A 23047-nucleotide genomic window follows, 5' to 3' on the forward strand; every position below is an offset into this window, starting at 1 on the left:
CGTTTTTGTTGCCTCTGACTGCGCATAAGTGCTCCCTCTTTAGCAGCATGAGTTGGAGTCCTCACTCTCCGCCAGGGTTTCCAATATCGAGCAATGGGTCGCGTCATCGTCGTCCATACCGCAGCAGGCGGCATTTAAACGTGTCAGTGCATGCTTGACCCGCTCAAGCGCCGCTATCTTCTCTGAGACCTCATTCAGGCGCCGCTGGGTGATCCCTTTTACTTCTGCACAAGTGTGTAAGGTCGCTTCTTCGCGAATGTCGGACAACTCGTGAATTTCATCAAGCGATAACCCCATCTCTTTGCCGCGCAAAATGAACATCACTTGGCTAATGGCCTCATCGGCATAAAGCCGGTATCCACCTTCGGTGCGCGCACTCGGCGCCAGCAAGCCTGATTTTTCATAAAAACGCAGTGTGTCGGTAGAGACACCACAGTGCTTGGCAAGCTCGCCAATTTGCAGCAATTTGGTCATCACCGCTCCTCTATCGTAATGCGATTGATCCTTCTTTTTGTAGCAAAGCCGCGACCTTATGACCAGCATTGCATGAGAACCAGAAAAAGCTGAAGTGTAAAAACAATAAAAGTGTCGCCATCAGCAAATAGCAATCGATTGCGCAAACAAAATCAGATAGAATATCGCCGCTTTGACAATTGGCGATTTAATAAAGCTTATCCATGTTGATAGACACGATGGGCTTTGATAAGCATTCAATCTGTCAGTGAAGAGAACTAAGCCATGGAAAATCTGCGTCCTATTCGTCGCGCGTTACTGAGCGTGTCTGATAAAACCGGTGTGGTCGAGTTTGCTCAAGCACTCGCCCAACGCGGTGTCGAACTGCTTTCGACCGGCGGCACGGCCCGTTTACTCGCAGAAAACGGCCTTGCGGTCACCGAAGTCTCCGAGCATACCGGCTTCCCAGAAATGATGGATGGCCGCGTGAAAACCCTCCATCCAAAAATTCACGGCGGCATTTTGGGCCGACGCGGTCAAGACGATGCGGTGATGGAAAGCCATCAGATCGCACCAATTGATATGGTGGTGGTGAATCTCTACCCGTTCGCACAAACCGTTGCCAACCCAGACTGCACACGTGAGCAAGCCATCGAAAATATCGATATCGGCGGTCCGACCATGGTACGTTCAGCGGCGAAAAACCATGCCGACGTCACCATTGTGGTGAACAGCCAAGACTATGATCGCGTGCTGACCGAGATGGATCAGCATCAGCACTCTTTGACACATACCACGCGCTTTGATTTAGCCATTGCCGCGTTTGAGCACACCGCGGCCTACGATGCCATGATTGCGAATTACTTTGGCACCCAAGTCCCTGCCTACCATCACGCCGAAGAGAGCCAAGACTCGCCATTCCCGCGCACCCTGACGCAACATTGGGTCAAAAAGCAAGACATGCGCTATGGCGAGAACAGCCATCAGGCAGGCGCGTTTTATACTGAAACTCAACCGCAAGAGGCCTCGGTAGCGACGGCGACCCAACTACAGGGCAAGGCGCTGTCTTATAACAATATCGCTGACACCGATGCGGCATTAGAGTGCGTGAAAGAGTTTGAACAGCCTGCTTGCGTGATTGTAAAGCACGCCAATCCCTGTGGCGTTGCCATCGGTGAAGACTTACTCAGCGCCTATCAACGTGCTTATCAAACCGATCCTACCTCAGCATTTGGTGGCATTATTGCCTTTAACCGTGAACTGGACAGCGACACGGCACACGCCATTGTCGAACGTCAATTTGTTGAAGTGATCATCGCCCCTCGCGTCAGTGACGCCGCCAAAGCGGTGGTCGCAGCGAAGAAGAATGTACGTCTTCTCGAGTGTGGTCAATGGCAAACGCGCACCACAGGTTGGGATAGCAAGCGGGTTAACGGCGGCTTGTTAGTCCAAGCCCGCGACCAAGGCATGGTCGGCTTAGACGATTTGCGTATTGTCACTGAGCGCCAGCCCACAGACAAAGAGCTAAACGATGCGCTATTTTGCTGGAAAGTGGCAAAATACGTGAAATCGAACGCGATTGTGTATGCTAAAGACAGCATGACCATTGGCGTCGGCGCCGGCCAAATGAGCCGCGTCTACTCGGCGAAAATAGCCGGTATTAAAGCGGCCGATGAGCATCTCGAAGTGGCCGGTAGCGTGATGGCCTCCGATGCTTTCTTCCCTTTCCGTGACGGCATTGATGCTGCGGCAAACGCTGGGATCACCTGCGTGATCCAACCGGGTGGTTCGATGCGTGATGAAGAAGTGATTGCCGCCGCCAATGAGCATGGCATGGCGATGGTCTTTACCGGTATGCGCCATTTCCGCCACTAAGTGGGTATGAAGGAGAAAACATGAAGGTATTAGTGATTGGTGGCGGTGGCCGTGAACATGCCCTGGCGTGGAAAGCCGCGCAGTCATCAAACGTTGAAATCGTATATTGCGCACCGGGCAATGCCGGCACCGCCCACGAGGAAAAAGTCAGCAATATCGCCATTGCTGCTGATGACGTTGAGGGATTGCTGGCCTTTGCGCGCGAGCAACAGATTGGCTTAACCATCGTGGGCCCAGAAGCGCCACTGGTCTTGGGCGTGGTCGATGCCTTCCGTGAACACGGCTTGGCTATCTTTGGCCCTACTCAAGCAGCGGCACAACTTGAAGGCTCAAAAGCCTTCAGTAAAGACTTTTTGGCACGTCACGGTATTCCCACCGCTGACTACCAAACCTTTTCTACGGTTGAGCCCGCGCTAGCCTACATCGCTGAAAAAGGTGCGCCCATTGTGGTCAAAGCCGATGGCTTGGCCGCCGGTAAGGGCGTCATTGTGGCAATGACCGAGCAAGAAGCCACCGACGCGGTACGCGATATGCTCTCGGGTAATGCATTTGGTGAAGCAGGCCACCGTGTGGTCATCGAGGAATTCCTGCAAGGTGAAGAAGCAAGCTTTATCGTCATGGTGGATGGCGAGCATGTGCTCCCCATGGCCACCAGCCAAGATCACAAACGGGTTGGTGAAGGCGATACCGGCCTGAATACCGGCGGGATGGGTGCATACTCACCCGCCCCTGTGGTGACCGATGCGATTCACCAACGCGTGATGGAAGAGGTGATCATGCCCACCGTGAAAGGGATGCACGAAGACGGTGTGCCCTACACCGGCTTTTTGTACGCAGGACTCATGATTACCGCCGATGGCACCCCAAAAGTGATCGAGTTTAACTGTCGCTTCGGCGATCCGGAAACCCAACCAATTATGATGCGCTTGCAATCTGACTTGGTTGCGCTTTGCTTGGCGGGCACAGAGGGACGCCTTGATAAGGTCGAGTCTCACTGGGATCCGCGTGCAGCCGTGGGTGTGGTCTTAGCCGCTGGCGGCTATCCAGGTGAGTATCGAAAAGGCGATCGTATCACTGGGTTGCCCACCGATAGTGAGACGGCCAAAGTGTTTCACGCAGGTACCGCGCTAAAAGACGGCGATATCGTGACCGCTGGCGGGCGTGTACTCTGTGCTACCGCATTAGGTGAGAATGTGACCACGGCAAAACAAGGGGCTGACGCGCTCGCGGCCTTGATTCATTGGCCCGGTTGTTTCTACCGCTGTGACATCGCCCACCGCGCCGTTTCACGCGAGCAAATGGCATAATTGTCGCAACACATGATATAAAAAATGCGCCAAGTAGGCGCATTTTTTCACCGCTCTTCACTTTACTCATCCAGTAAGCGAGGGCGCTGTAAACAACGCTTTTCCCCCTCGACATGTACCAAAAAGTCTATCTGGTCGCGACCGATACTTGGGCTCCCTCCTGCAATCACAAACGTGCCAGGCTGGTTGAGACGCTGCACTAAAGACGGTGTCATCGTCTCGGGAAACGCCCAACGCTGACGGTCGTCGTCGCAATCAAGCCAATATTCACCTTGTCGCTGCGCTTGCAGCACCGAGACATTGTTGGCTAATTGCGCCTGCGCTTGGTGCTCAATTTGATTCGCTTCTTGATACAGGCGGGATAAAGTCGCACTGTCTAAAGGCAACAGCGCATCACCTTGATGATAGCGCTGGAAAACCGGCTCACCATTGGCGTCAAACCGTACGTGCATCGAAAAGGGCACCAAGCGGTTATCGACCAGCTTTTTCCCTTCACGCTTTAACGCACGCAGACTACCCGCTCGCCAAGCATATTCACTGCGGTACTGACCGTAATCGCCTTGCCACGCTTTCTCCGCTAAACCGATAACCTGCCCTTGTTGGCTATCTAGCCAATAAACGGCGCGATAATCTCCCGCTGAGAATGCGGTAGTATGAGTGACGGGCTTTGGCGGCTTACCGCTAGAACAGCCTGTCAGTGCCATTACTAAGACAAGTATACAGAGGTAAAATCGCATGGCGGGCTCAGAGACAAAAACGCCATAGCAGGAGGCTATGGCGACATCAGCATGCGTGCTTACTTAACCGCGTCTTTTAACGCTTTACCTGCGACAAACGCAGGGACGTTTGCTGCAGCGATTTGAATTTCTTGACCCGTTTGTGGGTTACGACCGGTGCGTGCTGCACGGTGGTTAAGCTTAAACGTACCGAAGCCAATCAGTTGTACCTGCTCGCCTTCTTTTAAGGCGCCTTCAATACCGCCCAAAGTCGCTTCCAAAGCTGTTTTCGCTTGTGCTTTTGAAAGGTCTGCTTTTTCCGCGATCAGGTCGATCAGTTGGGTCTTGTTCATTATGTCTTCCCTTCTAGGTTTTTTAGAGACGAAGTCACTCTAATTCAAAAGAAGCCCGGCTGGCAAAGGTTTGTGGCGCTTGGTGAGACTATATGGAGGCTCTTTAACCACAAACTGAGCGCGATCTCACAATTTGTTGCGTTTTTTCTCAGTTGAATGGTTGTAAAAGCCCGCCAATGGCCTGATCTTTAGGGTGTTGATTGGCTTTTAACTCCGGAAACCTATGCTCATTCTGGTTCTTTTTATTTCGCTTTCTATTGGTGTCTCATTCATCTGCTCTGTGCTCGAAGCGATTTTGCTTAGTATCACCCCCAGCTACATAGCGAACCTGCGCCATCAAGCGCATCCTGCTGCCGAGCGGCTCAATGCGCTTAAGAAGGATATTGATCGCCCTTTGGCCTCCATTTTAACCCTCAATACCATCGCCCATACAGTCGGGGCAGCTGGCGCGGGGGCGCAAGCGGCTCACGTGTTTGGCGATGCGTGGGTCGGGGTTTTCTCTGCCGTATTGACGCTTGCGATTCTGCTTCTCTCAGAAATCATCCCTAAAACCATTGGCGCGAACTTCTGGCCGCAATTGGCACCTGGCGCGGCGCTGGTACTCAAGTGGATGGTGTGGGCGCTGACGCCATTCGTTTGGCTGTCTGAACAAATTACCAAGCGACTTAGTGCGGACACTACCCATGTTAAACTGCGGGACGAAATCTCAGCGATGGCGATGCTGGCCTCAGAAAGTGGAGAAATGGGTGAGGACGAAACGCAAATGCTTCATAACATGCTGAAGTTACGTGACCTGCCCGCAACACAGCTGATGACACCGCGCCCGGTCCTGTTTCGCATTCCTGCCGAGATGGATGTGAATACCTTCCTCGACGAACACGGTGACTGCCCATTCTCTCGCCCACTGGTTTACGGTGAACAGCGTGACGATATTCTAGGCTTTGTCCACAAGTCCAATATCTATGAAGCCAAAACCCAAGGCGCTGGCCAAACGCCGATAGGCAATCTCATGCGCCCCCTCGCGGTGATCCTTCCCGGCAACAGTGTTTTGCAAGCGTTTGATATATTGATGATCCGCCGCGCCCAGTTGGCGATGATTGTCGATGAATATGGCACGGTGCAAGGTATTATCACCTTGGAGGATGTGTTTGAGTACTTAACGGGGCGAGAAATCATCGATGAGGCGGACACGGTCACCGATATGCAACAACTCGCTTATCAGCGTTGGGATGCTTGGAAGAAGCAGCACAACATGATTGAAAGCCAAGATGACGATGAACCACCGGTGCAGCGACATACGGATGAGTCATGATCAGAAAAGGCGGCTTGCGCCGCCTTTTCTCGGATAAAGTGTGCTTACTCGACACTTAACCCAAGGTTACTCACGCCCGCCTCACGCAGCTCTTGACGAATGCTTTTGATCATCTCCACATCACGGCTTTCCGCACTTTTCAGCACGCGAAAAATGGCCCATTGGGCATCCCATTCTTCGCAAACCGCTTCAAACGTCTTTTGATTCTCATCCGTCACCGCCTCACCCGTTTGCGCCTCTTCTAGCTGCGCTACGCTGTGGATAGATTGCTGAGAGACTTTCAGGGTAATAGGGAGTATTTCATCACGATCCAACAGGGCGTGAAGAAGCTGAGACAAGGCGATGCAAGCATCAATTGCCGGGTAGGTCAGGTAAATGGCCTCATCGTCAGCCACCGGGATCAATGGCTCCAGCTTCTCCAGCTGCCGCTCAAAATCAATCTTGGCCGTTTTGACTGTTTGCGACTCCCACACTGCATCGAGAATATTGCGAAACGCTTGGGGATCAGCAAACTCGGTTTGCGCACAGTAAAGGGCATAGTTGGGCACCATACGCTCCACCAGCGCAGCCATAAAACAAATATGCTGCCAATTCTCACATTTTTCCAAACGTAGTTGTAAAGGGTTTCGTAACATAGCCAGTTGATCTTTAATAGCGAGAAGGAGTGTTATCCTCATAGAATGCGCTCAGTGTACTTGATTCCCCCCACCATAAAAAGGAGCCTTTGTGGATAAAATTTACGTTGTCAGCGAGCATGCCGAGACTTATCACCAGTTGATTGAAACGGCTCAGCTCCCCGATCTCGCTATCACCTCATCCGCAGAGGAGGCCAGTATCTGGTTGGCCGATCCGCCGCTTGCGGCCCCGCTATTGCCCAAAGCCAAGGCCTTGCGTTGGCTCCAGTCGACCTTTGCCGGTACCGATGCCCTGATTAAAGCCCCTTTCCGTCATTATCAACTCACCAACGTGCGCGGCATATTCGGGGCACTGATGGCCGAATATGTCTTCGGGTTTGTGCTCAATGAAAGCCGACATATTGGTCAGTACGCGAAGCAACAAGCGCAGTGTCACTGGCAGCCTCAGCCCTATCAGTCATTGCGAGGGCAAACGCTCGCCATCATAGGCACAGGGGCGATTGGCCAGCATATCGCGACCGTCGCACACGCCTTTGGCATGACGGTACTTGGCGTCAACCAAGATGGGCGGCCAGTCGATAGCTTTGATCACACACTGACGCTGCCAGCATTACAGCAACGCTTGGGCGAGGTAGATGTTTTGGTCAGTACCTTGCCCGCGACGCCAGCCACATACCAATGCCTGAATGCAGTTTTTTGGCAGCATGGGCAACATCTCTTGTTTATTAACGTTGGCCGTGGCGCGACCGTGGATGAGCTCGCCCTGCTCGACGCTTTAGACAACAAAAAACTACGCCTGGCGGTCTTGGATGTGATGCAACAAGAGCCGCTGCCGAAGCAGCACCCCTTTTGGACACACCCCAACGTGAGCGTGACGCCACATATTGCTGCCGTCAGTTTTCCTGAGCAGGTTTTTGCGCTCTTTGCGGATAATTATCGTCGCTGGCATGCAGGCCAGCCTCTGATTCACACTGTCGACTTTGACAAAGGGTACTAATGCTCTTTCCGGATTTAGACACGGCTTTAGCCGCAGCACGTGAATGCCGTTTGTGTCAGCATTGGCTAGCAGACGGCCCTCGGCCGGTGATCCAGGCCAGTGCTGACGCTCGCGTTCTGATTATCGGCCAAGCACCAGGTAGACGTGTCCATGAGAGTGGGCTGCCGTTTAATGACCCCAGTGGCGACCGCCTGCGTGAATGGCTGGGGGTCACACGTGAGCAGTTTTATCAGTCGGATTTATTTGCCATCATGCCTATGGGCTTTTGTTATCCCGGCAAAGGTAAATCGGGCGATCTACCGCCGGCGCGTATCTGCGCCCCCGTATGGCACCAGGCAATCAAAGCGCACCTTCCTCATGTTGCGGTAACCTTGCTGATTGGCCAATATGCACAGCAGTACTATTTAGCCAATAAACCCAAAACTTTGACCGAGACCGTCAAGCACTGGCAAAAGTGGGCCCCTCATACCTTTGCACTGCCTCACCCTTCTCCCAGAAATAGCTTATGGCTGCGCCGCAATCCGTGGTTTGAAGAGCAGGTGGTGCCCGCCATGCGTTATCACGTTCAACAGGCTTTATACGATTGAGGCTAAAAAGCACAACGCTCGCCAGACGGCGAGCGTGTTTGACTAATCGTGGTAAGGGCGCGAGAGTTCATGCACCGCGTCAATAAAGGCGCCTGCGTTTTCTGGCGGCACATCCAAATGAATGCCATGCCCAAGGTTAAACACATGGCCCGTGCCCTCTCCAAACCCTTCGAGGATGGTGGCGACCTCTTGGCGAATGCGCTCTGGGCTCGCATAGAGCATCGATGGATCCATATTGCCTTGCAGCGCCACTTTGTCGCCAATTCGCGCTTTGGCATCCGCAATGTTAATGGTCCAGTCTAGTCCCACACCGTCGCACCCTGTGGCCGCGATATGCTCTAACCACATCCCCGCATTTTTGGTGAACAAGGTAACAGGGACACGGCGACCGTCATTTTCGCGAATAAGGCCATCAACGATTTTCTGCATATACTGCAAAGAAAAGTCGTTGTAGTCGCGTGGCGTGAGCACGCCCCCCCAGGTATCAAACACCATAACCGACTGAGCGCCGGCCTTAATTTGCGCATTCAAATAACTGGTCACGCTGTCAGCGAGTTTATCGAGTAAGGCATGCAGAGTTTGAGGCTCGGCATACATCATCTTCTTAATTTTGGTAAAGGCTTTTGAGGTGCCACCTTCCACCATGTAGGTCGCCAAGGTCCACGGGCTTCCCGAAAAACCAATTAACGGCACGTCACCGTTTAACTCACGACGGATGGTACGTACCGCATTCATTACATACTGCAGTTCCCCTTCGGGATCAGGCATGCCAATTTTATCCACGTCGGCTTTACAAGTGATGGGGCGGGAAAACTTGGGTCCCTCGCCCGTTTCAAAGTACAGCCCGAGCCCCATCGCATCCGGAATGGTGAGGATGTCTGAGAACAAGATCGCCGCATCTAAATCGAAACGACGCAGTGGCTGCATGGTGACTTCGCAAGCCAGCTCGGCGTTTTTACACAATGACAAAAAATCCCCCGCTTGCGCACGCAATTCACGATACTCCGGTAGATAGCGACCCGCTTGGCGCATCATCCATACGGGGGTGCAATCGACTGACTGCTTGTAAAGGGCGCGTAAATAACGATCGTTTTTTAATTCGGTCATTGTGTTAAACCTGTGTGCGAATAGTGGCGCTCATTGTATCACTGTGCGGTAGCAACAAAAGCCAAGCTTTGTTAACAGGATCATAAAACTGTCACCTAGGGGCAGCAAAGGATTGCTGATCATTTAACCGCATGTTACAACCGACCCATAACGACAATAGGTCTACGAAAGACAATATGTTCGCATCTTACCCCGGCTCCCCTACGGCCGGGTTTTTTTATGCCTGCGCCCAGGTGCAACTGGCCTCAATCAAGCGTCGGGCAATCGTCCCCCTTGGCGCCACTGGCGGTAGGGCGTCGCAATCAAACCATTGTGCGTCACTGAGCTCTTCGTAGTCAGGCTTTAGCTCACCGCCCGCATACTCTGCTAAAAAGCCCATCATCAAATTAGAGGGAAACGCCCAAGGCTGGCTATCCATATAACGGATATTTTTAACCTGAATCCCCGTCTCCTCCTCGACCTCGCGCGCCACACACTGTTCGAGCGTTTCTCCGGGCTCGACGAACCCAGCAATCACGGTATACATCCCGGTTTTATGCCTTGGATGTTGTGCCAGTAGTAACCGCTTATCATCGCGCACCGCCACAATCACACACGGCGAGACACGCGGATAATCGTGACGCTGACAGTTAGCGCACCGCATCGCCACCGCCTGAGCGTCGAACGCAGTGCGCTGACCACAACGACCACAGAATGCTTGCTGCTGGCGCATATAATCGAGCTGAACCACACACCCCACTAATGCAAATAAGTCGGCTGACAGGGAGGGAAGTAAGTCTCGTAAACCCGCCATCTCATCATGGGGAAGCATCGGGTTACAATTAAATACCCCCACGACGGGCGTGTGCTGATAATCACCGACTGTTACGGTTTCACCGCCAGAAAAGGGTAACTGCGACAAGGGGATACATGGCAGCTCCCCTTTGGGTAGCCAGAGTTTGCCCTTGGTAATCGCGCACACATAGACGGCTTGTTGATTCTGAGACATGGTCACTTCCTTAGCCTTGCAGCTATACTTGAATACTGGCAATCTAGCTTTATAACGTGATGCAAAGGATTGAGCAGCCCGTTAATTTTCAGCTGGCCTTTTATAGTGCCATTCATTCGCTGATCGATCACGAGGATACCGATCATGCTGAGACAACTCGAACGAACCAAAGCACAATGGAGCGGTTACGACGAGGTTATCGATTACTGGCTCGAGCTACGTCGCCAACTGTTGGTGGAGTATTACAATGTGGCCGGCGTGGCCGCGAAAAAGAAGCAAGCCTTGCCAACCAAAGCCGAGCTTGACCGTTTTTGTGACTACCTAGTCGATTACATCTCCACCGGTCACTTCAAAATTTATAACATGGTCATGGAGCGTTGGCAGTCGACAGGCTTCTCTGCCACCAAAGAGACCGACAACCTCTATTTCCGTATTGTCGATACGACCGATCCACTGTTGGACTACAACGATAAATTTAGCGCGATCGACCTCGACGATGATGATTATGACGCCACGGATTTCGATCAAGATATGTCTGCGATTGGCGAGTGGTTAGAGCAGCGTTTTGAGTTAGAAGATACCCTAATTCGCGTCATTGCCGACAGCCTTGCTCACCCACCGGGTGCGTAAGTCAACCTGCCTGTCAGCTGTATAACGCCGCCAACCTAGGCGGCTTTTTTGTTGCTGTCGTCACTGACAACCCCACACGCCAGATAAACAAAAGGCACCTCCGAAGAGGTGCCTTTTTATTTCGCTGTGGGCGTTGATGTTATCAACGCTTCCACGCTTAGCTATCGTCGTTCAGACCCGCGTTCAGTAGTGCAGCAAGATCTTGCGAAGCTTGCTCTGCATCGACCTGAGGGGCTACTGGCTGCTCTGGCTCGGCACGTTTTGCTTGACGGTCTTTGTGATACGCGAAGCCGGTACCGGCTGGGATCAGACGACCCACAATCACGTTCTCTTTCAGACCACGCAAGTCATCACGCTTACCTGCCACGGCTGCTTCAGTCAGCACGCGCGTGGTTTCCTGGAACGATGCCGCTGAGATGAATGACTCAGTCGCCAACGAGGCTTTGGTGATACCCAGCAGATCACGACCAAAGGTCGCCGGCTGCTTGCCTTCCGCTTCGAGATCACGGTTAGCAATCATCACACGTGAGTATTCCACCTGCTCGCCTTCCAAGAACTCCGTATCACCGGCAGACTTAATGGTCACTTTACGCAGCATCTGACGCACGATGGTCTCGATGTGCTTATCGTTGATCTTAACACCCTGCAGACGGTAAACGTCTTGGACTTCGTTAGTGATGTATTCTGCTACCGCGTGAATGCCACGCAAACGCAGAATGTCGTGTGGTGATTCAGGACCGTCTGCGATCACATCACCTTTCTCGACTTTTTCACCTTCGAATACGTTGAGCTGACGCCATTTTGGAATCATCTCTTCGTAAGCTTTACCCTCTTCTGGCGTGATAATCAGGCGGCGCTTACCTTTGGTTTCTTTACCGAAGGAAACAGTACCTGTGATCTCTGCCAAGATAGCAGGCTCTTTTGGCTTACGTGCTTCAAACAGGTCAGCAACACGTGGTAGACCACCAGTGATATCCTTGGTACCGCCGCTTTCTTGCGGGATACGAGCAAGGGTGTCACCAATACCAACGCTTGCGCCGTCGTCCAGTTGAACGATCGCTTTACCAGGCAAGAAGTACTGAACTGGCATATCAGTGCCAGGTACCATCACATCGTTGCCTTGTGCATCCACCAACTTCACCGCAGGACGCTTGTCTTTACCGGATGATGGGCGCTCAGAGGCATCCATAACCACGATAGAAGACAGACCCGTGAGCTCGTCCGTTTGACGCTGCATAGTCGCACCATCAATCATATCCACGAAGCGAAGGCTACCTTCTACCTCAGTGATGATTGGCATGGTGTGTGGGTCCCAGTTAGCTACCACGTCGCCGGCTTCAACGGCTTCGCCGTCTTGCTTGCTCAGCATGGCACCGTAAGGGACTTTGTAGCTCTCTTTGGTACGGCCAAACTCATCCACAATGGTCATCTCTGACGCACGCGAGGTAATCACTAGCTTACCGTCGCTATTGGTCACAGATTTCACATTGTGCAGGTGCATAGAACCTTTGTTCTTCACCTGGATGTTGTTTTCTGCTGCTGCACGCGATGCCGCACCACCGATGTGGAAGGTACGCATGGTCAGCTGTGTGCCTGGCTCACCGATAGACTGTGCGGCGATAACACCCACAGACTCGCCGTGGTTAACCAAGTGACCACGTGCCAAGTCACGGCCGTAACAGTTCGCACAACAACCAAAGTCAGTTTCACAGGTCACGACAGAGCGCACTTTTACCTTGTCGACAGAGTGATGCTCAAGAATGTCACACCATTTCTCGTCCAACAGGGTGTTACGTGGCGCCAGCACTTCTTCTGTGCCCGGCTTAAGCACATCTTCAGCCACCACACGACCCAGCACACGCTCACGCAGGGCTTCTTTTACGTCCCCACCTTCGATAACCGCCATCATGTGGATACCACCTTCGGTACCACAATCGGTTTCGGTCACCACCACGTCTTGGGCAACGTCAACCAGGCGACGCGTCAGGTAGCCTGAGTTCGCTGTCTTCAGTGCGGTATCGGCGAGACCCTTACGCGCACCGTGCGTAGAGATAAAGTACTGCAGTACGTTCAGACCTTCACGGAAGTTCGCGGTGATTGGCGTTTCGATGATAGAGCCATCTGGCTTCGCCATCAGACCACGCATACCCGCCAGCTGACGGATCTGTGCGGCAGAACCACGCGCCCCGGAATCGGCCATCATATATACGCTGTTGAACGAGCTTTGCGTCTCTTCTTCACCGTCACGGTTAATCACTGTCTCATTAGACAGGTTATCCATCATGGCTTTCGCGACTTGCTCGTTCGCCGCCGCCCAAATATCGATCACTTTGTTATAGCGCTCACCAGCGGTCACCAGACCCGACTGGAATTGCTCTTGGATTTCCGCAACTTCGCTTTCAGCCGCTTCAATCAGATCGTATTTCGCTTGTGGGATCACCATGTCGTCGATGCCGACAGAGGTGCCCGATAGCGCGGAATAGGCAAAACCGGTGTACATGATTTGGTCAGCAAAGATAACCGTATCTTTCAGACCCAGCTTACGGTAGCACGTGTTGAGCAAATTAGAGATTTGCTTTTTGCCTAGCGGCTGGTTAACCAACTCGTAGGGCAGGCCGTCCGGAACAATAGTCCACAGCATGGCACGACCGACGGTGGTATCGACGAGCGCTTCTTTCTCAGTGCGTGCACCCATCTCATCGATATCGATTTGCTTGATGCGCACTTTTACACGGCTATGCAGTTCAGCATGACCGGTACGGTAAACTTTTTCAGCTTCGCCTGGACCTGCCAGGTACATGCCTTCGCCTTTGCCGTTCACCTTCTCACGGGTCATGTAATAAAGACCCAGTACCACGTCCTGAGACGGTACAATGATAGGATCACCCGATGCTGGCGAAAGAATGTTGTTGGTTGACATCATCAACGCACGCGCTTCGAGCTGCGCTTCCAGCGTCAGCGGTACGTGAACCGCCATCTGGTCACCATCGAAGTCGGCGTTATAGGCCGCACACACCAATGGGTGTAGCTGAATCGCCTTACCTTCGATAAGCACAGGTTCAAACGCTTGGATACCCAAACGGTGAAGCGTTGGTGCACGGTTTAGCAGCACAGGGTGTTCACGGATGACTTCATCCAAGATATCCCATACCACGGCTTCTTCGCGCTCAACCATCTTCTTGGCGGCTTTGATGGTGGTCGCCAGACCACGGGTCTCAAGCTTGCCGTAGATAAACGGTTTAAACAGCTCAAGTGCCATTTTCTTTGGCAGACCACACTGATGCAGGCGCAAGTATGGACCCACGGTAATCACCGAACGGCCAGAGTAATCAACACGTTTACCCAGCAGGTTCTGACGGAAACGACCCTGCTTACCTTTGATCATGTCAGCCAGCGATTTCAGCGGACGCTTATTCGAACCGGTGATCGCACGACCACGACGGCCGTTATCCAGCATCGCATCCACAGACTCTTGCAGCATGCGCTTTTCGTTGCGCACGATGATGTCTGGGGCAGCAAGATCAAGCAGGCGCTTCAAACGGTTGTTACGGTTGATCACGCGGCGATACAGATCGTTAAGATCTGACGTCGCAAAGCGACCACCATCCAACGGCACCAATGGACGCAGATCCGGCGGCAACACAGGCAGCACGGTCAGGATCATCCACTCAGGGTTGTTACCTGATTGCAAGAAGGATTCAACCAGCTTCAAACGCTTGGTGATCTTCTTACGCTTGGTCTCAGAGTTGGTCTCTTCGAGCTGCTCACGCATTTGTTCTGTCTCAACCGACAGATCCATGTTCGCCAGCAGTGCTTTGACTGCTTCAGCGCCCATGCGCGCGTCAAATTCGTCGCCCCACTCTTCGAGTGCGTCTAGATATTGTTCTTCAGACATCATCTGACCACGCTCGAGGTTGGTCATGCCTGGTTCAATAACAATGTACGACTCAAAGTAAAGCACGCGCTCGATGTCACGCAGTGGCATGTCCATCAGCAAGCCGATGCGCGATGGCAGCGACTTCAGGAACCAAATGTGGGCAACAGGAGAAGCCAGCTCAATGTGACCCATACGCTCACGGCGTACTTTGGTCTGAGTAACTTCAACGCCACATTTTTCACAAATGACGCCGCGGTGCTTGAGGCGCTTGTACTTACCGCAAAGACACTCATAGTCTTTGACCGGGCCAAAGATACGTGCACAGAACAAACCGTCACGTTCAGGCTTAAAGGTACGGTAGTTAATGGTTTCTGGCTTTTTCACTTCACCAAACGACCATGAACGAATCATGTCAGGTGAGGCAAGACCGATCTTGATTGAATCAAATTCTTCGGTCTTATGTTGTGCTTTCAGAAACTTAAGTAAGTCTTTCACAATCGGCTCCTGTGAGGAGTTGACCCATAAAGGCGCTGACCGGCAGCGCCTTCATATTCTTACCGGAGAGAGTAGCGCGTGGCTTACTCGTCTTCCAGCTCGATGTTGATACCCAACGAGCGGATTTCTTTCAGCAATACGTTGAAAGATTCCGGCATGCCCGGCTCCATACGATGGTCGCCATCAACGATGTTTTTATACATCTTGGTACGGCCATTAACGTCATCCGACTTCACGGTGAGCATTTCTTGCAGGGTATAGGCAGCACCGTATGCTTCCAGTGCCCATACTTCCATCTCACCGAAGCGCTGACCACCGAACTGTGCCTTACCACCCAGCGGCTGCTGAGTTACCAAGCTGTAAGAGCCTGTTGAACGGGCGTGCATCTTATCGTCAACAAGGTGGTTGAGTTTCAGCATGTACATGTAACCCACGGTTACTGGACGCTCAAACTTCTCACCCGTGCGGCCATCGTAAAGGTCAAGCTGACCTGACTCTGGCAAATCACCCAGTTTCAATAGCTCTTTGACAACCGGCTCAGGCGCACCATCAAAGACAGGAGACGCGGTTGGCAGACCATCACGCAGGTTATTGATCAACGTGCGAACTTCCTCGTCAGTCAGTTTACTGATGTCCACTTCCTGACGGGTCTCACCCAGATCATAGACCTTCTGCAAGAACTCACGGAATTTCGCCAGTTCCTGCTGCTCTTTGAGCATGCGATTGATCTTGTCACCAATACCTTTCGCCGCCAGACCCAAGTGTGTTTCTAGGATCTGACCGATGTTCATCCGCGAAGGAACACCCAGTGGGTTCAGCACTAAGTCAACAGGCTCGCCTGACTCGTCGTAAGGCATATCTTCGATCGGGTTGATCTTAGAGATAACACCTTTGTTACCGTGACGACCGGCCATCTTATCGCCTGGCTGAATGCGACGTTTCACCGCAAGGTAGACTTTAACAATCTTCAACACGCCTGGGGCAAGGTCATCACCTTGAGTGATCTTGCGACGCTTGGTGTCGAATTTCTTATCAAAGTCGGCTTTGATTTCGTCGTATTGCTCAGCCAATTGCTCAAGCTGGGTTTGCTGTGCTTCATCATCCAGCGTTTGCGTCAACATGGTCTGACGATCCATGCCGTCGAGCTGGTTGTCGGTATAACCGGCTTGAGAAAGCAGTGTGCGAACACGCGCCATCAGACCGCCTTCAAGGATAGAGAACTCCTCGGTCAGGTCTTTCTTGGCTTCTTTCAACTGCATTTCTTCGATTTCGAGTGCACGCTTGTCTTTCTCTACGCCATCGCGAGTAAAGACTTGTACATCGATAACCGTACCAGACACACCATTCGGTACACGCAGTGACGAGTCTTTCACGTCAGACGCTTTTTCACCGAAAATGGCACGCAGCAGCTTCTCTTCTGGTGTCAGTTGTGTTTCGCCTTTTGGCGTCACTTTGCCGACCATGATATCGCCGCCTTTCACTTCGGCACCGATATACACCACACCTGACTCATCCAGCTTAGACAGCGCAGCTTCACCCACGTTTGGAATATCCGCGGTGATTTCTTCGCTACCCAGCTTGGTGTCACGCGCCACACAAGACAGCTCTTGAATGTGGATAGTGGTCAAACGGTCTTCCTGAGCAACACGCTCAGAAATAAGGATGGAATCCTCAAAGTTGTAACCATTCCACGGCATAAACGCGATACGCATGTTCTGACCCAGTGCCAGCTCGCCCAAGTCAGTCGATGGGCCGTCAGCCAGTACATCACCTTTTGCCACTTCGTGGCCCGGCATCACTGTTGGACGCTGGTTAATACAGGTGTTCTGGTTAGAACGTGTGTATTTGATCAAGCTGTAGATGTCGATACCGGCTTCGCCTGGTACCAATTCATCTTCATTCACTTTTACTACGATACGTGAGGCGTCAACGGACTGAATGGTACCGCCACGTTTTGCTACCGCGGTAACACCCGAGTCAACGGCGACATTACGCTCGATACCCGTACCAACCAGCGGCTTTTGCGCACGCAATGTTGGCACGGCCTGACGTTGCATGTTCGCGCCCATCAAGGCACGGTTCGCATCGTCATGCTCAAGGAACGGGATCAGAGAAGCAGCCACCGATACGACCTGGTTGGTCGCAACGTCCATGTACTGGACATGGTCTCGTGGGTGCAAGCCTGATTCGCCTGTCTTACGCGCCGTGATCAGTTCGTCAGTGAATGAGCCATCTTCATTTAACGCGGCGTTTGCCTGCGCAATGACGTAGTGACCTTCTTCAATTGCTGACAAGTAATCGATTTGATTCGTCACTTTACCGTCAACGACTTTCCGGTAAGGTGTTTCGAGGAAGCCATAAGCGTTGCAACGCGCAAACGCAGACAGTGAGTTAATCAGACCGATGTTCGGCCCTTCCGGTGTTTCGATCGGACAAAGACGACCGTAGTGCGTCGCATGAACGTCACGCACTTCAAAGCCGGCGCGCTCACGCGTCAGACCACCTGGACCCAAGGCAGAGATACGACGCTTATGCGTCACCTCAGACAATGGGTTGTTTTGGTCCATAAACTGTGACAGCTGCGAAGAACCAAAGAACTCTTTCACTGCCGCAGAGATAGGCTTGGCGTTAATCAAGTCTTGTGGCATCACGTTATCGAGATCGCCCAAGCTCAAACGCTCTTTAACGGCACGCTCTACACGTACCAAACCAACACGGAACTGGTTTTCTGCCATTTCACCCACAGAGCGAATACGGCGGTTACCCAGGTGATCAATATCGTCCACTTCACCAATACCGTTACGGATATGGATAAGTTTACGCATCACCTCGATGATGTCTTCTTTGCTCAGTACGCCAGGCCCGGTGAGGTCGTCACGACCCAACGAGCTGTTGAACTTCATACGACCAACAGATGATAAATCATAGCGGTCATCTGAGAAGAACAGGCTCTCAAACAGTTGCTCGGCTGCTTCACGCGTTGGCGGCTCGCCAGGACGCATCATGCGATAGATTTCGACTAGCGCCGTGAGACGATCCGTGGTGTTGTCGATACGCAAGGTATCGGACATGTACGGGCCATGGTCCAGGTCATTGGTAAACAGGGTTTCGATACGTTTGTGACCTGCTTGCGACAACTGCGCCAGTGTCTCCAGGCTGACCTCTTGGTTAGCCGAGACAATCACTTCACCTGTGTCCTGATTGACATACTCACGCGCAGAAATCTTGCCCGCAATGTACTCAACTGGCACTTCGATGTGATCAACGTTATCTTTCGTCAACTGACGGATATGACGCGCAGTGATTCGACGACCCTGCTCCACGTAGACTTTACCGTCCGCTTCGATATCAAAGCTGGCGGTTTCGCCACGTAGACGCTCAGGCACCAGTTCCATCACCAGAGACTTGCCTTTTACTTCGAAAACAACTTTTTCGAAGAACAGGTCTAGGATCTCTTCAGTGGTGTATTCCAGCGCACGCAGAATAATCGAAGCTGGCAGCTTACGACGACGATCGATACGAACGTATACGATATCCTTAGGATCGAATTCGAAATCCAACCATGAACCACGGTATGGGATCACGCGTGCGTTATATAGCACTTTTCCTGAGGAATGGGTTTTACCCTTATCGCTGTCGAAAAAGACGCCCGGACTACGGTGCAGCTGGGATACGATAACCCTCTCAGTACCATTGATGACAAAGGTACCATTTTCAGTCATGAGCGGAATTTCGCCCATATAGACTTCTTGTTCTTTGATGTCTTTAACGGTACCAGCCGGGGCATCCTTATCAAACATCACCAAGCGCAGTTTGACGCGTAGTGGGGCCGAATAGGTTACGCCGCGAATTTGGCATTCTTTGACATCGAAAACTGGCTCACCGAGACGATAGCTAACGTATTGCAGCTCGGAATTGCCGTTGTAGCTCTGAATTGGAAAGACAGAGCGAAAGGCAGCTTCAAGACCGTATTGCCCTTCTGGATCCTGCTCGATAAAGTTCTTAAAAGATTCAAGCTGGATCGACAGCAAGTATGGCACGTCCAGAACTTGCGGACGCTTACCAAAATCCTTACGGATACGCTTTTTCTCGGTATAAGAGTAAACCATAGGGTTCCTCAGCTCGCTGATAAGTGACCCAAACTGTCCAGTACAAGGGACAGTGACTAAACAACCACCGTTTAGTGTAGGAAAATCAAAGCGCTTGCTTTGATTTTTTTTGCATGGTCAGCAGTGATAAAACGGGGTGAAAATTTCACTACTGCCCTACAGCGCAAAAAGGCCGGTGGCTTTTTAGCCACCAGCCAATGCCTTTTCAGGCTAGGAAATTAAGTATAAATTACTTAACTTCAACAGAAGCACCAGCTTCTTCTAGCTGAGCTTTAAGCGCGTCAGCTTCTTCTTTCTCAACACCTTCTTTCAGAGGTGCAGGCGCGCCGTCAACAAGCGCTTTCGCTTCTTTCAGGCCTAGACCAGTTGCGCCACGTACCGCTTTGATAACGGCTACTTTGTTCGCACCCGCTTCAGTTAGGATAACGTCAAATTCGGTTTGCTCTTCAGCCGCGCCGCCTTCAGCAGCACCGCCAGCAACAACGGCTGCTGCCGCTGATACGCCGAATTTTTCTTCCATAGCTTCGATAAGCTCAACAACTTGCATTACAGACATGTCTGCAATTGCGTCTAGGATTTGCTCGTTAGTGATAGACATAACAATTCTCTTTAAAGTCAACAATAAAAGGATTAAGCAACCAAATTAAACGGGCGATTAGGCCGCGTCTTTTTGATCGCGAACAGCGGCGATAGTACGAACCAGCTTGCCGGCAGAAGCTTCTTTCAAGCCCATCATTAGGCGTGCAATTGCTTCGTCGTACGTTGGCAGTGTCGCCAGTACCTCTGGGTCAGTGATCGCGCCTTCGAATGCAGCAGATTTAACCTCAAACTCTTTGTTTTCTTTTGCGAAGTCTTTGAAAAGACGCGCAGCGGCACCTGGGTGCTCGTTAGAAAACGCAATCAGAGTTGGGCCAACAAAAGTGTCTTGCAGACACTCATACTCAGTGCCTTCAACTGCACGGCGAGCCAGTGTGTTACGCACAACTTTCATGTAAACGCCCGCTTCACGCGCTTTTTTACGTAGAGAAGTCATTGCGTCAACGGCAACACCGCGAGAATCAGCAACTACTGCAGACAGGGCTCCACTGGCAGCTTCGTTGACTTCAGCAACAATTGCTTTTTTGTCTTGAAGGTTTAAAGCCATTTGGATTTGCTCCTGGATTGTTTAACACCACTCTCTACAGCCTTGCAGAGAGAGCTTGTACGGTGCAGATCCAAGAAAGACGAGAAATCTATCATGTTCTGGCACCGTCTACGTAGGAAATATTAAGTTCGTAATGAACGCCTACGGTCTTGGACGAAGTTTGCCGAAGCAAACTCAGCCATAAAATTGTCAAGCGAGAGAGTATAAACTACTCACTCGCTTGTCGCAATTAGTTAACGCTTGCTTCCAAAGAGTTCTGGTCTAGAGAAACACCAGCACCCATGGTTGTTGAAAGGCTAACTTTCTTGATGTAAGTACCTTTAGCTGAAGTTGGCTTCGCCTTCTTCAGTGCCACCAACAGCGCTTCCAGGTTTTCTTTCAGGCTGTCTGCGTCAAAGTCAACTTTACCGATGGTGGTATGAACGATGCCGTTCTTATCATTACGGTAACGAACCTGACCTGCTTTCGCGTTTTTAACCGCTTCAGCAACGTTAGGCGTGACAGTACCCACTTTCGGGTTTGGCATCAGGCCACGTGGGCCTAGGATGGTACCTAGCTGGCCAACAACGCGCATTGCGTCTGGTGAAGCGACGACGACGTCAAAGTTCATTTCGCCTTTCTTCACTTGCTCAGCAAGATCTTCCATACCTACGATATCAGCACCCGCTTCTTTCGCCGCGTCAGCGTTCGCACCTTGTGTGAACACAGCAACACGGATGTCACGGCCTGTACCGTTAGGCAGTACAGTCGCGCCACGAACGTTTTGGTCTGATTTACGAGCATCGATGCCAAGGTTGACAGAAACATCAACACTTTCAACGAATTTTGCAGTCGCCAGTTCCTTCAGTAGAGCAACGGCTTCGTTGATGTCGTACTCTTTGGTCACATCAACTTTTTCGCGGATTACGCGCATGCGCTTAGTCATTTTAGCCATTGTCTTAACCCTCTACGTTCAGGCCCATTGAACGGGCAGTACCCGCAATGGAGCGTTTCATCGCTTCGATGTCCGCACCGGTCATGTCTGCCGCTTTGGTTTCTGCGATCTCTTGGATCTGCGCGTCAGTCACGGTACCCACTTTTTCAGTGTTCGGACGACCTGAACCAGATTTCACGCCTGCTGCTTTCTTAAGAAGAATCGCGGCTGGCGGAGTCTTGGTTACGAAGGTGAAAGAACGGTCACTGTATACAGTGATAACAACTGGAGTTGGTAGACCTTTCTCGATAGATTCGGTCTTCGCGTTAAACGCTTTACAGAACTCCATGATGTTCACACCGTGTTGACCCAGAGCAGGACCAACCGGTGGCGATGGGTTAGCTGCACCCGCTGCAACTTGCAGCTTGATGTAAGCTTCTACTTTCTTTGCCATTATTCAATTACCTTATTTTGGGTACTAACGTCTATCTTGCGATAAACTCCCCGTTTAACAAAAGGGCGCGAAATTATAGTCAAATTTCGCGCCCTTGCCAACCATTAGCGGTGCTTTTTTGATCAGGTTTTTTCTACCTGACCGAATTCCAGCTCAACAGGGGTCGCGCGGCCGAATATAGACACCGAGACTTTAAGGCGGTTCTTATCGTAGTCAACTTGCTCTACGACACCATTAAAGTCTGCAAACGGTCCTTCGGTCACACGCACCACTTCGCCCGCTTCAAACACGGTTTTATGAACCGGAGACTCGCTCGCTTTTTCTAAGCGATTGAGAATAGAGTCCGCTTCTTTATCAGAAATAGGTGCTGGGCGATCTGAGGTGCCACCAATGAAACCCATCACACGTGGCACACCACGTACCAAGTGCCAAGATTCATCGTTCATCACCATTTGGACGAGCACATAACCTGGGAAGAATTTACGCTCGCTCTTGCGACGTTGTCCCTGGCGCATTTCAACCACTTCTTCGGTTGGCACCAAGACTTCCCCGAAATAGTCTTCCATTTCGTGCATTTTGATATGTTCGCGCAGTGACTGCGCAACACGGCTTTCAAAACCAGAGAAAGCCTGGACCACATACCAACGTTTTTTGGGAGCTTCGCTCATGTACTTTTACCTCACACGCCAGTGATTAGGCGGACTAGACGGACCATGATTCCGTCAACGCCCCACAAGATGAGCGCCATAACAACAGTAACAGCCAGAACGATGAGAGAAGTCTGTAAAGTCTCTTGGCGGGTTGGCCAAATCACTTTACGCACTTCCATACGCGATTCGCGTGCAAACGTGATCGCAGCTTTTCCTTTCATCGTGAGTGCAGCGACACCACCGGCAGCGGCAACCAATACCACCACGGCAGCAGCTCGCACTACCACAGACACGTCACTGTACAGGCTATTCCCTATCACGGCTGCGGCCAATAGGACAAAAACAACACCCCATTTAAGGATGTCCATCGAACCGGATTGGGTCTCAGCGTTCGCTTTCATACATTCTACCTGTAACAAGTCTACATAGACGGCAGTGCCTTTTC

The 23047-nt window shown here is 51.7% G+C and carries 20 protein-coding genes; 6 read left to right on the forward strand and 14 right to left on the reverse strand.

Going from position 1 to position 23047, the window contains the following annotated elements; all coding sequences use genetic code 11:
• Positions 1-39: 39 nt before the first annotated feature.
• Complete coding sequence (gene zntR, locus BZG20_RS14200) at positions 40-474, reverse strand: Zn(2+)-responsive transcriptional regulator (RefSeq protein WP_046074525.1); 435 nt, start codon at positions 472-474, stop codon at positions 40-42.
• Between the two features lie 264 nt (positions 475-738).
• Here zntR and purH point away from each other — a divergent pair, with 264 nt between their 5' ends.
• Positions 739-2328, forward strand: a complete 1590-nt coding sequence (purH, locus tag BZG20_RS14205) for a bifunctional phosphoribosylaminoimidazolecarboxamide formyltransferase/IMP cyclohydrolase (protein WP_077579415.1) — start codon at positions 739-741, stop codon at positions 2326-2328.
• 20 nt (positions 2329-2348) lie between these two features.
• The gene (gene purD / locus BZG20_RS14210; RefSeq protein ID WP_077579416.1) at positions 2349-3635 is read left to right on the forward strand and encodes a phosphoribosylamine--glycine ligase; all 1287 of its coding nucleotides are present in this window, start codon (positions 2349-2351) and stop codon (positions 3633-3635) included.
• Positions 3636-3697: 62 nt separating this feature from the next.
• On the opposite strand, the gene BZG20_RS14215 is transcribed toward purD, so the two are convergent.
• On the reverse strand, positions 3698-4372 hold the full coding sequence (locus BZG20_RS14215; RefSeq protein WP_077579417.1) for a DUF1481 domain-containing protein: 675 nt from the start codon (positions 4370-4372) through the stop codon (positions 3698-3700).
• Positions 4373-4431: 59 nt separating this feature from the next.
• Positions 4432-4704 (reverse strand): nucleoid-associated protein HU-alpha, encoded by a 273-nt coding sequence (gene hupA / locus BZG20_RS14220; protein WP_046074522.1) that lies wholly within the window; start codon positions 4702-4704, stop codon positions 4432-4434.
• A gap of 223 nt (positions 4705-4927) precedes the next feature.
• Between hupA and BZG20_RS14225 the strand changes: the two genes are divergently transcribed.
• Positions 4928-6016: a hemolysin family protein gene (locus BZG20_RS14225; protein WP_046074521.1), complete on the forward strand. Its 1089-nt coding sequence runs from the start codon at positions 4928-4930 to the stop codon at positions 6014-6016.
• A gap of 44 nt (positions 6017-6060) precedes the next feature.
• On the opposite strand, the gene BZG20_RS14230 is transcribed toward BZG20_RS14225, so the two are convergent.
• On the reverse strand, positions 6061-6651 hold the full coding sequence (locus tag BZG20_RS14230) for a DUF416 family protein (protein WP_046074520.1): 591 nt from the start codon (positions 6649-6651) through the stop codon (positions 6061-6063).
• Between the two features lie 91 nt (positions 6652-6742).
• On the opposite strand from BZG20_RS14230, the gene BZG20_RS14235 reads away from it, so the two are divergent.
• Positions 6743-7648 carry a D-2-hydroxyacid dehydrogenase gene (locus tag BZG20_RS14235; RefSeq protein WP_077579418.1) on the forward strand — a complete coding sequence of 302 codons (906 nt, stop codon included), beginning with the start codon at positions 6743-6745 and terminating at the stop codon, positions 7646-7648.
• Complete coding sequence (locus BZG20_RS14240) at positions 7648-8235, forward strand: uracil-DNA glycosylase family protein (RefSeq protein ID WP_077579419.1); 588 nt, start codon at positions 7648-7650, stop codon at positions 8233-8235. The genes BZG20_RS14235 and BZG20_RS14240 overlap by 1 nt, the downstream gene beginning before the upstream one ends.
• A gap of 42 nt (positions 8236-8277) precedes the next feature.
• Here the strand turns inward: BZG20_RS14240 and hemE are convergent, their stop codons facing one another.
• The gene (hemE, locus tag BZG20_RS14245; RefSeq protein ID WP_046074517.1) at positions 8278-9342 is read right to left on the reverse strand and encodes a uroporphyrinogen decarboxylase; all 1065 of its coding nucleotides are present in this window, start codon (positions 9340-9342) and stop codon (positions 8278-8280) included.
• Between the two features lie 217 nt (positions 9343-9559).
• On the reverse strand, positions 9560-10330 hold the full coding sequence (gene nudC / locus BZG20_RS14250) for an NAD(+) diphosphatase (protein ID WP_077579420.1): 771 nt from the start codon (positions 10328-10330) through the stop codon (positions 9560-9562).
• Between the two features lie 144 nt (positions 10331-10474).
• Between nudC and BZG20_RS14255 the strand changes: the two genes are divergently transcribed.
• Positions 10475-10960: an Rsd/AlgQ family anti-sigma factor gene (locus BZG20_RS14255; protein ID WP_046074515.1), complete on the forward strand. Its 486-nt coding sequence runs from the start codon at positions 10475-10477 to the stop codon at positions 10958-10960.
• A 157-nt stretch (positions 10961-11117) separates the two neighbouring features.
• Here BZG20_RS14255 and rpoC read toward each other — a convergent pair whose 3' ends face one another.
• From rpoC to secE, 8 genes are all read right to left on the reverse strand, one after another.
• Entirely contained in the window at positions 11118-15332 is a 4215-nt protein-coding gene (gene rpoC, locus BZG20_RS14260; protein ID WP_046074514.1) for a DNA-directed RNA polymerase subunit beta', read from the reverse strand.
• An 83-nt stretch (positions 15333-15415) separates the two neighbouring features.
• On the reverse strand, positions 15416-19441 hold the full coding sequence (gene rpoB / locus BZG20_RS14265; RefSeq protein ID WP_077579421.1) for a DNA-directed RNA polymerase subunit beta: 4026 nt from the start codon (positions 19439-19441) through the stop codon (positions 15416-15418).
• 229 nt (positions 19442-19670) lie between these two features.
• The gene (gene rplL / locus BZG20_RS14270; RefSeq protein ID WP_046074512.1) at positions 19671-20039 is read right to left on the reverse strand and encodes a 50S ribosomal protein L7/L12; all 369 of its coding nucleotides are present in this window, start codon (positions 20037-20039) and stop codon (positions 19671-19673) included.
• A 57-nt stretch (positions 20040-20096) separates the two neighbouring features.
• Positions 20097-20585, reverse strand: a complete 489-nt coding sequence (rplJ, locus tag BZG20_RS14275) for a 50S ribosomal protein L10 (RefSeq protein WP_077579422.1) — start codon at positions 20583-20585, stop codon at positions 20097-20099.
• Between the two features lie 229 nt (positions 20586-20814).
• On the reverse strand, positions 20815-21519 hold the full coding sequence (gene rplA / locus BZG20_RS14280; protein ID WP_046074510.1) for a 50S ribosomal protein L1: 705 nt from the start codon (positions 21517-21519) through the stop codon (positions 20815-20817).
• Positions 21520-21523: 4 nt separating this feature from the next.
• On the reverse strand, positions 21524-21952 hold the full coding sequence (rplK, locus tag BZG20_RS14285) for a 50S ribosomal protein L11 (RefSeq protein ID WP_046074509.1): 429 nt from the start codon (positions 21950-21952) through the stop codon (positions 21524-21526).
• 122 nt (positions 21953-22074) lie between these two features.
• Entirely contained in the window at positions 22075-22620 is a 546-nt protein-coding gene (gene nusG / locus BZG20_RS14290; RefSeq protein ID WP_025744447.1) for a transcription termination/antitermination protein NusG, read from the reverse strand.
• A gap of 11 nt (positions 22621-22631) precedes the next feature.
• Positions 22632-23003, reverse strand: coding sequence for a preprotein translocase subunit SecE (gene secE / locus BZG20_RS14295; RefSeq protein WP_025674747.1), 372 nt, complete (start codon positions 23001-23003; stop codon positions 22632-22634).
• Between the last annotated feature and the right edge of the window lie 44 nt (positions 23004-23047).

This window comes from Salinivibrio sp. IB868 (genome assembly GCF_001995655.1).
GTDB classification, from domain to species: Bacteria; Pseudomonadota; Gammaproteobacteria; order Enterobacterales; family Vibrionaceae; genus Salinivibrio; species Salinivibrio siamensis.